Annotated in this window: 13 protein-coding genes; 11 read left to right on the top strand and 2 right to left on the bottom strand. The window is 66.7% G+C overall.

Annotation, left to right across the window (positions count from 1 at the left end; translation table 11 throughout):
* Positions 1-6: 6 nt before the first annotated feature.
* Genes K369_RS02215 through K369_RS02195 form a run of 5 tightly spaced genes read left to right on the top strand, consistent with a single transcriptional unit; the run spans position 7 to position 5,773 of the window.
* Positions 7-1,233 carry a glycosyltransferase family 4 protein gene (locus K369_RS02215; protein WP_051948786.1) on the top strand — a complete coding sequence of 409 codons (1,227 nt, stop codon included), beginning with the start codon at positions 7-9 and terminating at the stop codon, positions 1,231-1,233.
* 5 nt (positions 1,234-1,238) lie between these two features.
* Positions 1,239-2,693 carry an O-antigen polymerase gene (locus K369_RS02210; protein ID WP_036286938.1) on the top strand — a complete coding sequence of 485 codons (1,455 nt, stop codon included), beginning with the start codon at positions 1,239-1,241 and terminating at the stop codon, positions 2,691-2,693.
* Positions 2,672-3,745, top strand: a complete 1,074-nt coding sequence (locus K369_RS24380) for a glycosyltransferase family 4 protein (RefSeq protein WP_051948785.1) — start codon at positions 2,672-2,674, stop codon at positions 3,743-3,745. Before K369_RS02210 ends, K369_RS24380 begins: the two co-directional genes overlap by 22 nt.
* Positions 3,678-4,943 (top strand): glycosyltransferase, encoded by a 1,266-nt coding sequence (locus K369_RS02200; protein WP_371033283.1) that lies wholly within the window; start codon positions 3,678-3,680, stop codon positions 4,941-4,943. Before K369_RS24380 ends, K369_RS02200 begins: the two co-directional genes overlap by 68 nt.
* The gene (locus K369_RS02195) at positions 4,943-5,773 is read left to right on the top strand and encodes a glycosyltransferase family 2 protein (RefSeq protein ID WP_051948783.1); all 831 of its coding nucleotides are present in this window, start codon (positions 4,943-4,945) and stop codon (positions 5,771-5,773) included. The genes K369_RS02200 and K369_RS02195 overlap by 1 nt, the downstream gene beginning before the upstream one ends.
* Positions 5,774-5,780: 7 nt before the next feature.
* Here the strand turns inward: K369_RS02195 and K369_RS24375 are convergent, their stop codons facing one another.
* Positions 5,781-7,334, bottom strand: coding sequence for a sugar transferase (locus tag K369_RS24375; protein ID WP_051948780.1), 1,554 nt, complete (start codon positions 7,332-7,334; stop codon positions 5,781-5,783).
* 225 nt (positions 7,335-7,559) lie between these two features.
* Here K369_RS24375 and K369_RS02185 point away from each other — a divergent pair, with 225 nt between their 5' ends.
* Complete coding sequence (locus tag K369_RS02185; protein ID WP_051948777.1) at positions 7,560-8,324, top strand: metallophosphoesterase family protein; 765 nt, start codon at positions 7,560-7,562, stop codon at positions 8,322-8,324.
* Between the two features lie 14 nt (positions 8,325-8,338).
* Positions 8,339-10,399 (top strand): polysaccharide biosynthesis tyrosine autokinase, encoded by a 2,061-nt coding sequence (locus K369_RS24370; protein ID WP_051948775.1) that lies wholly within the window; start codon positions 8,339-8,341, stop codon positions 10,397-10,399.
* Between the two features lie 37 nt (positions 10,400-10,436).
* On the opposite strand, the gene K369_RS02175 is transcribed toward K369_RS24370, so the two are convergent.
* Positions 10,437-10,907: a MucR family transcriptional regulator gene (locus tag K369_RS02175; RefSeq protein WP_036286932.1), complete on the bottom strand. Its 471-nt coding sequence runs from the start codon at positions 10,905-10,907 to the stop codon at positions 10,437-10,439.
* A 652-nt stretch (positions 10,908-11,559) separates the two neighbouring features.
* On the opposite strand from K369_RS02175, the gene K369_RS02170 reads away from it, so the two are divergent.
* The 4 genes from K369_RS02170 to K369_RS02155 all read left to right on the top strand — a co-directional run bounded on the left by K369_RS02170 (position 11,560) and on the right by K369_RS02155 (position 14,625).
* Positions 11,560-12,852, top strand: coding sequence for a site-specific integrase (locus K369_RS02170; RefSeq protein WP_036286930.1), 1,293 nt, complete (start codon positions 11,560-11,562; stop codon positions 12,850-12,852).
* A gap of 189 nt (positions 12,853-13,041) precedes the next feature.
* On the top strand, positions 13,042-13,392 hold the full coding sequence (locus K369_RS02165) for a hypothetical protein (protein ID WP_036286928.1): 351 nt from the start codon (positions 13,042-13,044) through the stop codon (positions 13,390-13,392).
* Between the two features lie 339 nt (positions 13,393-13,731).
* Positions 13,732-14,262, top strand: coding sequence for a hypothetical protein (locus K369_RS02160; protein WP_156967643.1), 531 nt, complete (start codon positions 13,732-13,734; stop codon positions 14,260-14,262).
* A gap of 114 nt (positions 14,263-14,376) precedes the next feature.
* A complete protein-coding gene (locus tag K369_RS02155; RefSeq protein WP_036286922.1) occupies positions 14,377-14,625 on the top strand; it encodes a hypothetical protein in 249 nt (82 codons plus the stop codon).
* The last annotated feature ends 29 nt before the right edge of the window (positions 14,626-14,654 follow it).

Below are 14,654 nucleotides of genomic sequence, written 5' to 3'. Positions count from 1 at the left end.
GACCCCATGGATTGGATCGTCTGCCAGATCGGCGCGCGCGAGCATTACGCCCTGCCCGCCGCTCTGCACGAGCGCGGCCTGCTGCGCGCATTCCTCACCGATATATGGCTGCCGCCCGATCGTCCATGGAGCCGCGCGTTGCGCGCCGCGAGCCCGCGTCTCGCCGCGCGTTATTCGGCGCGGCTCGAAAGCGCGCACGTCGTCGCCGACACGCTCCCCTCCATCGCCTCGCGGAGCGCCGCTCGGTTGGCGCCGGGCGCGAACTGGTCCGGCCTCCACGCCGATAATCTGCGCTTCGACCATTTCGCCGCGGCGCGGCTGCAGAGCATGCGCGCGCCAACAGGCGGCGTCGCGCTCTGCTACAGCTACGCCGCCGCGCAGAGCTTGCGCGCGGCGCGCAGCCGCGGCTTCGCCGCCATACTGAACCAGATCGACGGCGGGCCACATGAAGCGGCGCTGATCTCCGCGCTGGCGCAAAGTGATGGCGCGCGCGCGAATGCGCCGCCCGAGGCCTATTGGCGCCGCTGGCGCGAGGAATGCGAGGCAGCGGATCTGATCCTCGTCAATTCTGTCTGGGCGCGCGATTGTCTCGCCGTTGAGGGCGTCCCGCGCGAGAAGCTCGCCGTCGCGCCGCTGATGTATCGCGCCGAGACGCCGAGCGCGGCGCTGCGATACCCAGAGCGTTTCGACGCGGATGATCCGCTGATCGTGCTTTTTCTGGGGGCCTTCTCGCTGCGCAAAGGCGCGCGGACGCTGCTGGAGGCGGCCGCCATGCTGCGCGGCGAGCCGATCCGCTTTCTCGTCGTCGGACGCGATGAGCTGGGCGCCGCCGCGCAAAAGGATTATGCCGATATTCGCTTCCTCGGCGAGGTTCCGCGCGACGAGACCTCGGGCTTCTATCGAAAGGCGCATGTGTTCGTCCTGCCGACGCATTCCGACGGCTTCGCGCTCACCCAGCTCGAGGCGCAGGCGCATGGGTTGCCGGCGATCGTCTCGCGGCGCTGCGGCGACGTCGTGCTCGACGGCGCGAGCGGCCTGCTGCTGCCGGATCAGAGCGCCGCATCGCTCCGCGACGCCCTGCTCTGGGCGCTGCGCCATCCGCAGCGCCTCGCCGCAATGTCGGCCCGCGCGATCTCCCGCGCCGCCGATTTCACGCCCGAGGCGGTGATCGCGCAGCTGCGCGAGATCGGGCGGGAAGCGCTGCGCCGGCGCGCCGCGGCCGCGGGAGCCTAGCGGTCATGCGGCCGCTTCCCGGCGACGCCGGCGTCGCGCTCGCCGGCTCGGCCATCATCGGCGCCGGGGGCGTCCTCGCCGTCGCGCTGACGCCGACCGACTACGCGCCGCAGGGCGCCATGTTCCTGCCGGCGGCGGTTCTGGCGACGAGCCTTCTCGCCATCCCGCTCATGCGCGCTCTGGTCGAGGGGCTGCACGGCCTGCTGCATGCGGAGAATCTTCTCCTCGTCGCGATCATCTATTGGATCCTGCTCGATCTGCTGCAGGGCGCCTATCCGCTGGACGAGCTCGGCCGCGACGATGTGATCGCCGCGCTGGAGACGATCGCCGTCTTCGCCCTTTTCATCCCGCTCGGACGGCTCATCCCAGCGATCGGCGCGCCGAGGCCGATCGCGCGCGCCGCGCGGGCGGATCTGCCCGTGCAAAACGCCTTCATCGCCGTCTGCCTCTGCTTTGCTCTGTGCATCTCCTCCTATGGAATTCCGGCGAGATTCGATCCGGCGCGGATGATCGACGGGCTGTTTCAGCCGCGCTTCGCTGCGCCCTGGTCGCGCGGCGATCTCGGCGGCTGGGACGCCTTCATCGATCATCTCGCCTATTTCGGCTATGTGCTGCCGGCGGCGACGGTGCTGGTGGCGACGCGCGCCAAGGCGCGCTGGGCCGATCCGCGCGTCTGGATTTCCGTGCTGCTCACCGCGATCGTCTGCGCCTTCATCGCGCAGAGCGGCGGCCGCCGGATCATCGGCATGATGCTGGGCTCCGGCCTGCTGCTGTGGATGATATTGAAGGAGCGCTTCTCCTTCGTGCGAACCGCGGTCGTCGCGGGCGGCGCGGTCGGCGTGCTGAGCCTGCTGCAATTCATTCTGCTCATCCGCAATGTCGGGCTCGACGGCTTTCTGAGCGGCGACGTCGGCCTCGATGATTTCGAGTTCGCCGGCCAGTTTCACGTCGACGATAATTTCCTGCGGCTCGCGCAAATCATCCATTACTTTCCCGATGTCGTCGAATATGTCGGCTGGAAGCAGATTTATTACGTGCTGGTGCGCCCCATTCCGCGCGCGCTCTGGCCGGACAAGCCGATCGACGCCGGCTTCAGCCTGCCGGGGCTGGTCGGCAAATCGGATGTCTCTCTCTCCAGCTCGATCATCGGCGAGCTCTACGCTTCCTATGGAATCGCCGCCGTCGTGCTCGGCGCGCTGCTGCTCGGCTGGGCGGCGGCCTCCTGGACGGCGCTGCTGCGCGAGCGCAGCGAGAACGCCCGCGTTCTCTACTGCCTCGGCCTGATGGTGTTCTTCGTCGGCATGCGCTCGATGCAGGAGATCATTCTGATGACCTACGCCGTGCTCGCCTGGACCGTCGTCAGCCTCGTCACCTCGAAGAAATCCAGCGCCCGATCCGGCGCAATGGCGCCGTCTGAACGAGACGATAGCGAGCAGAAATGCGAACCGTCGTCATCGTGACCAACATGCCCTCGCCCTATCAGGCGGGCCTGTTCGATCTTCTCGCCGCGGATGGGCGGATCGCGCTGCGCGTGATTTATGAGCAGATGCGCGCGCCCGATCGCGAATGGCGCGCGCCGACGCTGGCGCATGAGCACGCCTGCTGCGGCGAGACGCCTTTCGAACGCCTCGCGCAATGGATGCGCGACAGCGATCTCTGCGTGTTCGGCGGCTATCGCCATCCGATCGTGCGGCGGCTGCTGAAGCTGCGCTTTTCCTCCGGCCGTCCTTTCGCATTCTGGGGGGAGCGCTTCGGCTATCAGGCGCCGCCCGTCCTCGGCGCGCTCTATCGGCGCTGGGCCATGCGCGCCTTTCACGCGAGCGCCGCCGAAATGTGGGGCATGGGCGAGATGGCCGTCGCCTCCTATCGGCATGAGTTCGGCCCGCGCCGGCGCTATCGAAACTTGCCCTATACCTCCGATCTCTCCGGCTTTCTGGCGATCGAGCGTGGCGACGCCGCGCCGCGCGCGCCGCGCCTCCTGTTCTCCGGCGCGCTGATCGCGCGCAAAGGCGTCGATCTCCTTCTCGCCGCTCTCGAGCGAATGCTCGCCGATAGCGTCGCGCTCGAGGCGATCTTCGTCGGCGACGGAGCGCTGCGAGCGGATGTGGAGCGGCTGGCGCATCGCTTTCCAGATCGCATCGAGCGCGTCGGCTTCGCTCAGATGGAGGCGTTGCCGCAGATCTACGCGCGCGCCGATGTGCTGGTCGCGCCGTCGCGGCACGACGGCTGGGGGCTCGTCGTCATCGAGGGCATGGCCGCCGGCATGCCCGTGCTGGCGAGCGATCGGACCGGCGCCGCCGTCGAGCGCGTCACCGCGGACAATGGATGGCTGATCCCCGCCGGCGACGGCGCCGCGCTCGAGCGGACGCTGCGCGAGATCGCGCGCACGCCGATCGCGCGGCTGCGCGCCATGGGCGCGAATGGCCGCGCGCAGAGCCTAGACTATCGCGTCGAGGCTGGCTGCGAGCGGCTGCTCGAGGCGATGCTCGGCTGCCTCGCCGAGGCGCGCTGAGGGAGGCACGAGACTGCGCATCCTCCATGTCACGCCCACCTATCTGCCGGCGGTCCGCTATGGCGGCACGATCCATGCCGTGCATGGGCTCGCCAAAGCGCAAGCGGCGCTCGGCCATGCGGTCGAGGTCTATACGACAAATGTCGACGGTCCCGGCGTCTCGCGGACGCCGCTCGGCGCGCGCGTCGATCTCGACGGCGTCGGCGTCACCTATTTCGCGACCGGGCTCGGACGGCGCCTCTACCGATCCCCCGCAATGGGCCAAGCGTTGCGGCGCCATGCGGCGGATTTCGATATTCTGCATCTCCATTCCGCCTTTCTGTGGCCGACATTGTCGGCGGCGCGCATAGCGAGACGCAGCGGCGCGCCCTATGTGCTCTCGCCGCATGGAATGCTGGTCGCCTCGCTGGTGCGCGCCAAGAGCGCGCTCGTCAAATCCGCCTGGATCGCTCTGTTCGAACGCCGCACCATTCGCGAGGCCGCGGCGCTCCATCTCGCCTCGCGGCGCGAGGCGGAGGATTCGCGCGCCTTCCGCTTCGATCTGCCGCCTCTGGCCGTCGTCGGCCTCGGCGTCGACGCCGCAGATCTGCTAGCAGAGCAGAATATCGGCGCCGATATCGCCGCCGCCATCGCCGGCGGTCCTTTTGTCCTCGCCTTCGGACGCATCGACTGGAAGAAAAATCTCGCGGCCCTGATCGAGGCCGTCGCGCTGACGCCTGATCTGCGCTGCGTCATCGCCGGCAATGACGAGCACGGCCGCGCGGCGGAGCTGGCGCGTCTTTGCGCGCGGCTCGGCGTTAGCGCGCGCGTGACGATCATCGCGCGGCAGATCGGCGAGCCCGACCGCTCGGCGCTCTATCGCGCCTGTCTCTGTCTCGCGCTCGTCTCGCTCAATGAGAATTTCGGCAATGTCGCTCTCGAGGCGATGTCGCATGGGCGGCCGGTCATCGTTTCCCACACGGCCGGCGTCGCCGAGGCGGTCGCGGCCGAGCGTGCGGGCCTCGTCGTCGCGCCGGACGCCGCCCCTATCGCGCGCGGACTCGCGACGATCGCATCGGACGTTCGCGCCGCGGAGGAGATGGGCGCGCGCGGACGCGCCGCTGTCGAGCGGCGATGGAGTTGGACCGCCGTCGCCGCGGAAATGGTCGCGCATTACGAAGATGTGCTAAAGCAATCTTCCCTGCGAGGCGTCCCGTAATGACCCGCCCTTCCCTGCTGGATCGGATCACCCCGGTTCTCCTCACCTATGACGAGGAGCCGAACATCGCCCGCATTTTGTCGCGGCTGCGCTGGGCGAGGTCCATTATCGTCGTCGACAGCGGCAGCGCCGATCGAACGCTGGCGATCCTGCGCGCCGATGCGCGCGTGCGCGTCTTCTCGCGGCCTTTCGACAATCATGCGAGCCAATGGCGCTTCGCCATGACGCAGACCGGCGTCGCCACCGAATGGATCTTGCGCCTCGACGCCGATTATCGCCTCGGCGACGCGCTCATCGACGAATTGCGCGCGCTGCGGCCGGGGCCGGATGTCGCGGCCTATGAGATCGGCTTCGATTATGAGATTTTCGGCCAACCGCTGAGCGGCTCGCTCTATCCGCCGAAAGCCGTGCTGCTGCGTCAAGGGCGTTTTTCCGTCTATGATCGCGGCCATGCCGAGGGCTGGCGCGTCGACGGCCCGGTCGAGACGCTCGCGGGAAAGATCACCCATGACGATCGCAAATCCACGGCGCGCTTCGTCGCCTCGCAAATCCGCTATATGTCGCGCGAGGTCGAGCGGCTGGACGCGGACGAGCCGCCCTCGCTGATCCGCCGTCTGCGCAGCCTTCCGCCGCTGGCGCCGATCGTCGTCTTCCTCTACGCCTATTTCGCCAAGGGCCTGTTTCTCGACGGCCGCGCCGGCCTCTATTACGCGCTGCAGCGGCTCGTCGCGGAGACGATCCTCGCATTGATGGCGCTGGAGAAGCGGCTGACTTCTGAGACAAAGACCGCGCCGGCGCCGCAAAAGGCCGAGCGAGAGGAAGTCCGGTAGCGCCGCCTCAGATCGATCGTCCCGGCGCGAGCGTCGGCGATTTCGCTCGACCCTGGGGCCGTAGGCCCACCGTCTCCGCCCTTCCGCGCGCGCCTTCGAACTCGCGCCGATACCAGCCGGTCGCATGATCGACCGCGGCCCGATTCAGTCTTTCTCCGGTGAAGGCGATGGCGAGCGTGCCGAAGGCGATGGCCAGATCGAGCCGCCAGGAGGCGTGGCGAATATACCAGACGTCGAGCGCGTTCTTCTCCTCGGGAGAGACCAGCGTTCCGCCCTTGATCTGCGCCCATCCGGTGACGCCCGGCCGCACGCTGAGCCGCCGCCGCGGATCGGCCGGCTGATCGACGGGCAGCAGAGGGCGCGGGCCGATCAGCGACATATGGCCGATAATCACATTGTAGAGCTGCGGAATCTCGTCCAGCCGGGCGGCGCGGATGGCGCGGCCGATCCTCGACAGGCGCCGTTCCTTGGGCACGCTGCGGCCACGGCTGTCGAAGGGCGGCCGAAAAGTGCGGAACTTATAGACGAAGAAGCGCTCGCCATTGCGTCCCACCCGCTGCTGCCAGAAGACGATGGGCGCGCCGACATCGATGAGGATGGCGCAAGCCACGATCAGCGCCGTCGGCAGAGCGAAGACGAGCAGCAGGCTCGTCGCCAGAAGATCGATCACGCGCTTGGAGCCGAAATAATCCGGCGTGTCGAAACGCCCGTCCGGCGCCCCTCCGAGCCGCACCTCCGGCCGCGCCTGCCGCGGGGCGAGATTGAGCGCCTCGGCAATGGGGAAGCAATCGCGGCCGCGCGCGTCGCATTGCGCGGCGACATCCTTCAGCATCTCGGCCGGCAAGGCCTCCTTGTCGTCGGCGAGCCAGACCTCGTCGATCTCGACGCCATGCTCGGCATATTCGTCCAGCACAGCGCCAATGTCCTGCGGCAGAGCGACGATCGAGATGCCGCCGACCTTGCGTCCGACAAAGGAAGGCCGCGCGTCCAGAGCGGCGACGATCTGCGTCGTCCGCGGCAGCTGATAGTCGATGAGCTTGATCGCCACAGAGGCGAAGCGATCGACGCCGACCAGGATCACGCGCCGCAACGCCACCGATGGGTTGGCGATGTCGGCCTCGAGCTCCCTGCGCCAGACCTCCCGGTGATGCAGCCGCGTCATCCCGCGGATCGCGATGAGGCCGGCGGCGAGCACGAGGACATAGATCAGCGGCGTGGAGCGCGGCACGCCCTCGAGCCGCGTGAGCGTGAACAGAACGACGCTGCTCGAGGCGACCGCGCAGGCCGAGGCGATGCAGACATCGACGGCGTCGCGCAGCGAGAAAAACTGCCCCATGCGGTCACTGAGGCGGAAACCCCACATGACCAGCAGCGTGCAGGCGATGGAAAGGAAGGCGTAGCGATAGGGCGCGGGAATGTCGCGCGTGAGATCGCCCGCCTCGAGCAGCTGAGGGTCGCGCAGGGCGATGGCGATGAAAGGCGCCGCCGTCGCCCAGCCGATGTCGGCCAGCCGGAGGCGAAAGGCAGTCCCATCCCTCGATGCCGGCGACGCTACCCTCATGTTGAAAATATTCCCAGCGTAAACAGTGATTTACGGCCAAAAGCGGGGCGCTCGATCTTGAGCATAGGCGAGATAATATGTCAACAATGGGGCTCGCTCGACTCCACGCGCGCATAAAAGCGCGACGAAACGCGGCCCCTCGCGATTTCGTCGGCGCGCGATATGCTCTAGACTTACGATCCGTCACGTCAAAACTCGGGGCGCGACGGGGAGCGGGCCAGTGAGATGACGATTTCGAGATTGACGCAATTTCAGGATTTGCAGACCGGGCTTCCGAACGTCCTTCCTCCCAATTTGCGCATCTATGCGGTCGGCGACATTCACGGCCGCGCCGATCTGCTCGACACGCTCGCGCGTCGGATCGAGGCGGAACTCGACACTGCGCCGGCGGAGACGCTGACGATCTTCCTCGGCGACTATGTCGATCGCGGGCTGCAATCCTCGACCGTGGTCGAATGGCTGAGCCGACGCGATTTTCCGACGTCCTTCATCGCGCTGCGCGGCAATCACGAGGAGATATTTCTGCGCTTCCTCGAGGACGAATCCGTGCTCGAGGGCTGGCGCAAGTTCGGAGGCGTGGAAACGCTGCATTCCTATGGGGTGGACGTCTCCTCGGTCATGCGCGGCCGCAATTACGAGGAGGCGCGCCGCGCGCTGACGGCGCGGCTCCCGGATCACCATCTGCAATTCATGCTGGAGACGCCGCTGACCGCGAGCTTCGGCGATTATTTCTTCTGCCACGCGGGCGTGAAGCCCGGCGTGCCGCTCGCCCAGCAGAAGGCGGAGGATCTGCTCTGGATCCGCGAGGAGTTTCTGAGCTTCGAGGGCGGCTGGGGGAAAGTGATCGTCCACGGCCATACGCCCGTCTCCGAGCCGGACATTCAGCCCAATCGCATAAATGTCGACACGGGAGCTTTCGCGACCTCGGTGCTCACCGCTGTCGTGCTCGAGGGCGACAGTCGCCGCATGCTTTTCGCGGACCGCTTCTGACCGCGCCGCGAGCAATGCGCGAGCGCTCGACGACGGCGTTCTGGCTCGATGCGCGCAGCCGCAAGCTCCGCGCCGCAGCGCAATTCCTCCGCCGGCGCTGGCCGCCGCTGCTCGGCGCGACAATGCTCGCCCTCCTCGCCGGCGCGGCCTTCCTGGCAATGTCTACGCCGCGCTACACGACCTCCGCGCAATTGCTGATCGAGATGCGGCCGGATCGCTCGATCGGCGCCGACGCGATCTTGGCGCGAGCGCCGATCAATCGGCAAACGATGAAGAGCGACATTGCGGTCATAAGATCGGCGGCGCTGCTGCGGCGCGTCGTAGAGCGGGAAAGGCTGGCCGACGACCCCGAATTCGGCGCCGCCGCTCTCGACCGCTTGCGGAATGTTCTCGCGGTCGCCCAGCTGCGCTACTCGCCAGTGATAAAGATCGCCGTCACCTCCACAGATCCGGCGAAAGCGGCGCGGCTCGCCGACGCGATCGCCGACGCCTTCGTGGTCGACAGGCTGGACACGCGGCTCGAGGCGGCGCGGCGCGCGTCCGCCTGGCTCGCCGAGCGGCTCGTCGCGCTGCAACGGCAATCGCGCGCCTCCGAGGAGGCGCTGGCGCAGTTTCGCGCCGCCGCCGGCCCCGCCACTCCGGCGAAGCAGCAGACCGCCATAGCGCAGCGCGCGGCCGTGGCGCGGGCGGAGACGGCGGAGCGCAAGGCCCGGCTCGAGCTGCTGCAGCGGATCGAGAGCCGTGGCGGCGGCGCCGCCGAGCTGCCGGGCCTCGACGGGGCGCTCGACGAGCTTCGCCAGCGCGCCGACCAGCTCTCCCGGCGCGAGGCGGAGCTGCGCGCCCGCTACACGGCGGCGCATCCTTCCGTGGTCGCGCTGCGCGCCGAGATCGCCGATGTCCAGCGCGCCATGGACGCCGAGCGACGCCGCCTCGCGGCGGGCGCGCGCCAGGAGCTGGAGCTCGCAGAAAAAAGCAGCGAGGCCGCGGATGCATCGCTTCGCGAAATTTCCGAGTCCGACGAGGATCGCGGCAAGGAGCGGCTCGTCCGGCGCAACGAGCTGGAGCGCGCCGCCGCCGCCGATCGCAAGCTTCTCGACGAGACGATGCGCCGCGCGCGCCTGGTCCAGGAGCAAGCCAAATTCGAGCCGCGCGACGCGCGAATCATATCGCCGGCGCTCGCGCCGAGCGCCCCGTCCTGGCCCGACGCGGAGCAGACGCTGCTGATCGCGCTGGCGCTCGGCGCGATCATCGGGCTCGGCGTCGCCTATGCCTGCGAATTGGCGGATGCAGGCTTCACGACGATCGCTCAGATCGAGACGACGCTCGCCCTGCCTCTGCTCGGCTCCATTCCCAAAATCGCATCGAGCGACCCCGCCCTCGTCGATCTCGTGCGCGCAAAGCCTCTGTCGCGCGCCAGCGAGGCGCTCCGGGCGCTGCGCAGCGCCATCGCCATGAGCGATGTGGACGATCCACCCAGGCTGATTCAGCTCGCCTCCGCCGTCCCCGGCGAAGGAACGACGACGATCGCCGCCGCGCTCGCCGCCTCCGCCGCGCAATCGGGCCTGCGCACGCTGCTGATCGACGCCGATCTGCGCCGCCGCGCCGCGTCGAAGCTCTTCCGCGCCGAGGAGAGGCCCGGCCTCGTCGAGCTGCTCATCGGCTCCGCGAGCCCGATCGCCGCGATCTTCTTCGATGAGACGCGGGGGCTGTGGGTTCTGCCGGCCGGCGGGGAAATGCAGGCGCCCGCCGATCTGCTCGCCTCCGAAAAGATGAAAACGCTCATGGCCGCGCTGCGCGGGAGCTTCGATCTCGTCATCCTCGACACGCCGCCGATCGGCCCCGTCGTCGATCCGACTCTCATCGCTGGACTGGTCGATAAGACGGTCGTCGTCATTCGCTGGGCGGCGACGGCGCGCGAAACCGTCGCTCATGCGATCGAGCGGCTTCCCGATCGCGGCAGAATTGCGGGCGTCGCGCTCAATCTGGTGATCGAGGCGAAGGCGCGCAAATATGGCCCCTACGCCTATTCGCCCTATGCCGGCGGAGGCGCCTTCGACGCCTATCATATCGAGTGAAACGCGCCGACGAGCAAGCTCCGCGGCGCGGCTTCTGTCATGCCTCGGCGGCGGCTCTGCCGCGCGCCGGCGCGCCGCGCTTCTTCGCAGCGGCGGCGCCCTTCGCCGACGGCTTGCGGCCGAGACCCAGCGATTTGGCCAGAGCCGAGCGCTGCGCTGCATAATTGGGCGCGACGATCGGATAATCGCTCTTCAGATCGAAGGCGGCGCGATACTCCTCCGGCGTCAGCTTGTGCTCGGCCTGAAGATGACGCTTCAAGGATTTGAACGGCTCGCCACAACAAAGGCAAGTAATCGCGTCCGACGTGACGGATTTCTTCACCGGAACGGCAGGCCGCCACTGCTTGGCCTCGCCCTCCGTTGCATTCGTCGTCTCGGCGTCGCCGCCGCCGAAAGCTTTTTTCACAGCTGCAATGACAGAAGGAAGGTCGAGAGGCGCAACAGTATTATTCGAAAGATAGGATGAGAGTATCTGCGCGACGAGCGCTTTGTCTTCGGCTTCGGACATGGCTTTTTCCTCCGCGGTCGAATCTTATCAATTGGAGCCGATATCGAAGTCGATTGCAATCGGCGACTTCCCGCGTCGAGAGATTCGGCCCCAGTAACAAGCTCAATTTCGATGATATAGGCCGCGGAACGTCGAATTGAAATAGAAACTCAGCCTAATATCGTCACGGCGCGGCCACGCAACGAAGGAAACGCCACGCGACCGACAAAAAAATCGCCCGATGTGTTTTCGTCATCGGGCGGCGGAACAGATCGTGCGTAGGGTGGATCAGAATGGTGGGCGCGACAGGGATTGAACCTGTGACCCCTACGATGTCAACGTAGACAAACGTAAATCAGTCCAGTTTACTTCACTTTTCTCTGTATTCTGTCAGCTTCCCTTGCTTCCCTACTATTGACTTTCCCCATATGTCAGCGCAGATTCCCTTTACCTCATCTTCTCGGATCAATCCTGACATGGCCCGAGCTTACTCTGCCGCGCTTCCCCCATGCTTCCCCAGGTTCCCCGCCTCGCGCCCTCTCGCGATTTCACGGGAGCGACCCTTGCGACATTTGCGACAACTGCGACATTTGCTCTAAGCATCTGATCTAAAATGACTAAAGTGTCGCAAACGACTTGCGACAGAGTTGCGACACTTCGAGGAGCGGGTCCCATGCCGAAATTGACCAAGTCTGTTGTGGATAAGATCGAACCCGACCCGGAAGGACGCGACCGCTTCGTGTGGGACAGCGAGCTGAAGGGCTTCGGCGTGCGAATGAAGCCGTCAGGGTCCGCCTCCTTTATCGTGCAATACCGGACGGCGCAGGGGCAGACCCGGCGCGTCGCTTTCGCCAAGGTCGGCACGCTCACCCCGGACGAGGCCCGCAAGGAAGCTATCAAGAAGCTTGTCGAGGCCCAGTCGGGGCGCGATCCGTCCGCAGAACGCCACGATGCCCGCAACGCCTTGCTCGTCTCGACGCTTTGCGCCCTCTATCTCGAGGCGGCACGCGCCGGCCTCGTCCTGACACGCTTCCACCGTCCAAAGCGCCAGTCGACCGTCGCAATCGACGAGGGCCGCGTCTCTCGCCACATCGTCCCCCTACTCGGCTCCCGCGTCGCCCGGGAACTCACCCGCGCTGACATCCAGCGCATGGCCGACGCCATTGCGGCCGGCAAGACGGCCGGGATTTTCAAGGCCGGCCCCCGCGGGAAGGCGGTTGTCGAGGGCGGGCCAGGGACCGCCGCCCGCGTCGTCGAGCTGTTCGGCGGGATTTGGACCTGGGCGGAGCGGCGAGGCCTTATCAGCGGCCAGAACCCCGCCCATGGCGTCGAGAAGCACCGCGGCGAGGCCAAGGACCGCGTTTTGAACCCGGCCGAGCTCGCCGCCCTCGGCGCGACATTGCGCGCGCGAGCAGCCTCGCAGCCCATGGCGTGCGCCGCCCTTCGCCTTCTTGCGCTGACAGGGATGCGCCGCGAGGAGGCGTGCGGCCTGCGCTGGATCGAATTCGACGCGGCAGGCTCTTGTCTCCGCCTCGAGGCCACGAAAACGGGTCGCTCGATGCGCCCGATCGGCAAGGCCGCGGCCGACCTAATCACCGCCCTGCCCCACGACGACGGCGCCGTCTTCCTGTTCCCGAATGCCAGCGGAGCCAAGCCGGCTGACCTCAAGAAGCAGATCGCCGCGCTGTTCGACGCCGCCGGCTTGTCAGACGCCCGCTCGCATGATCTCCGCCGAACCTTCGCGAGCGTCGCCGCTGACGAAGGATACGGCGACAGCACGATCGCCGAACTGCTCGGCCATTCTCAGCGCGGCGTGACCGCGCGCCACTACATCCGCCGCCCCGACGCTGCGCTGCTCGCCGCCGCTGACAAGGTGGCCGAGCGCATCGCGCGAGCGATGGACGACAACACGGCCCAAGTCGTCAAGCTGCCCGACGCCACAGATCGACGTCAGCCCGTCCCATGATCTATCACCGAAATACTTTCGCCGCTCAGCACACAAATAATCCGCACCGGAAGCGCATAAATCACACAAATACTGAGCGCGAAAAAAGATTATTTGTGGACTTGTGTTCCACATTCTCGGTCGTATTCTTCAAGTGTGATCAGCAACAAAGAATAGTTGCTCACTACAGCTCACTCGAAAGGACTTCCCATGCTCGCCACTGTTTCAACCGCCAAGCCCCGCCGTTCCTCGAAGCCCGCAACCGTCGCGCCGCTCCAGGCGGCCATCGCGACATACCAGGGCGCCCATGCTGCGCTTTACGCTCCCGCCCCGGCTGCGGCTTATGACGACGAGACCGAGGCGCGCCTCGCCAGCGAACGAAACGCTGCGCTCGCACGTGTCGCCGAGGTTCCCTGCGCGAGTGACGCGGAATTCATCGCGAAACTGCGCTTCCTGTTCGCCGAGCAATTGCGCGAAGTCGGACAGTCGCCGAGCGAGACCGGCGGGATGTTTTACGAGGACATGCTGCGCGCGATCGAACTGCACCTTGCGAGCGCCTGACAGCGCGCAACCACGCCCGCCGCTCAGTCGCCGAACTTGTGCGCAAGTCCGCAAATCATTTGCCGACCCGCGGGCGCCGTGCTGCAAACATCACTCGGGGATAGGCCGGCCAGCCGACAAGCGAGAGAAGCCCGCTCGCTTCCCCGCGCACCACATGGGCATTCGCGAGGGCTCGCGATGGCGACTGACAGCGCTACAGATTTCGACGCGGAAGAGGCCGAGCGGCGCGTTCGGCTCATAGAGGATCGCGCCTCACAGCGAATGCGCGACGATCCTGACATGTGGCGGAACGTCGCCGCCATTCTCGCCATGGAGCTTCCACCTGGACGCCTCGAGGAATTGCTGGCGGCGCCACAAAACGCGGAACCGAAGAAGCCGAAGAAGCGCGGGGCGCGACTGGTCTGGACGCTGACGCGAAAGCTGGAGTTAGCCAACCAGCTCGACACCTTCCGCAGTGCCGATCCGAGACGAGCGAAGAAGGGCGTCGATGCGCTCATCAAAGATGCGGCGACGAAACGCGGCCAAATGTTCGACTGGGCAAGGCAGGACAGCTCCGGGCGACTCGAAAACATCGTCGGTGAAGTCAACCAATGGCGCGCCAAGCGCCGCAATCCGGCCGTGCGGAGACTGATCCAGGCCAAGCTCAGAAGCTGGTCGATGGGCTCGCGCTTTTCCGCAAAGCGAGCGATGCGCGAATTGGTCGCCGGCAAAAAGATCGGCGCGGACAAGGAAGCCCAGATCATGCGAGCGGCCGAGCAACTGGAAGCCATCAACAGCAATCCGCTCTATCGCGAGGGCGCGGTCGAAGCCATCAGCATCGCGACCGGACGGCGGCTCCAAGCCTTCGGCCTCATCCTGCGCAAAAGATAGCGTCACGACAATTCGCCGTCAGCTTTTTCTGTGACGCCCTCGGCTCCATTCTCGTCACATCCGATCCATTCGGGGGAACGAGCTTTCCCCCATGAACATCATCGGGGAAACGTAATGAGCCATTCGCCCCTTCACCGCCGCCCCGCCGCCGCCTGCTACGTTCGAGAGCGGCACGGCGTGCCATGCGCGCCTTCGACCCTCGCCAAGATCGCCGTCACCGGCGGCGGCCCCGAGATCACCTACGTCGGCCGCTGGCCGATGTATTCGGAGGAAGCGCTCGACGCCTGGGTAGCGTCGAAAACCCGCGCAGCTCGCAGCACGTCCGAGCGCCCCGCCGCGCCGCCGTTGCAGGCCGCCGAATAAAAAAGGGCGGGCCTATCCGCCCGCCCCGA

The organism is Methylosinus sp. PW1, from assembly GCF_000745215.1.
Taxonomy (GTDB): Bacteria; Pseudomonadota; Alphaproteobacteria; order Rhizobiales; family Beijerinckiaceae; genus Methylosinus.
The sequence above is the reverse complement of the archived record's forward strand: the minus strand, read 5'-3'. Positions and strand labels throughout refer to the sequence as shown.

Excerpts from the sequence above, each read along its gene's own strand:
- K369_RS02215 (WP_051948786.1), top strand. The coding sequence starts at position 7 with ATGGATTGGATCGTCTGCCAGATCGGCGCGCGCGAGCATTACGCCCTG.
- K369_RS02210 (WP_036286938.1), top strand. The coding sequence starts at position 1,239 with ATGCGGCCGCTTCCCGGCGACGCCGGCGTCGCGCTCGCCGGCTCGGCC.
- K369_RS24380 (WP_051948785.1), top strand. The coding sequence starts at position 2,672 with ATGCGAACCGTCGTCATCGTGACCAACATGCCCTCGCCCTATCAGGCG.
- K369_RS02195 (WP_051948783.1), top strand. The coding sequence starts at position 4,943 with ATGACCCGCCCTTCCCTGCTGGATCGGATCACCCCGGTTCTCCTCACC.
- K369_RS24375 (WP_051948780.1), bottom strand. The coding sequence starts at position 7,334 with ATGAGGGTAGCGTCGCCGGCATCGAGGGATGGGACTGCCTTTCGCCTC.
- K369_RS02185 (WP_051948777.1), top strand. The coding sequence starts at position 7,560 with ATGACGATTTCGAGATTGACGCAATTTCAGGATTTGCAGACCGGGCTT.
- K369_RS24370 (WP_051948775.1), top strand. The coding sequence starts at position 8,339 with ATGCGCGAGCGCTCGACGACGGCGTTCTGGCTCGATGCGCGCAGCCGC.
- K369_RS02175 (WP_036286932.1), bottom strand. The coding sequence starts at position 10,907 with ATGTCCGAAGCCGAAGACAAAGCGCTCGTCGCGCAGATACTCTCATCC.
- K369_RS02170 (WP_036286930.1), top strand. The coding sequence starts at position 11,560 with ATGCCGAAATTGACCAAGTCTGTTGTGGATAAGATCGAACCCGACCCG.
- K369_RS02165 (WP_036286928.1), top strand. The coding sequence starts at position 13,042 with ATGCTCGCCACTGTTTCAACCGCCAAGCCCCGCCGTTCCTCGAAGCCC.
- K369_RS02155 (WP_036286922.1), top strand. The coding sequence starts at position 14,377 with ATGAGCCATTCGCCCCTTCACCGCCGCCCCGCCGCCGCCTGCTACGTT.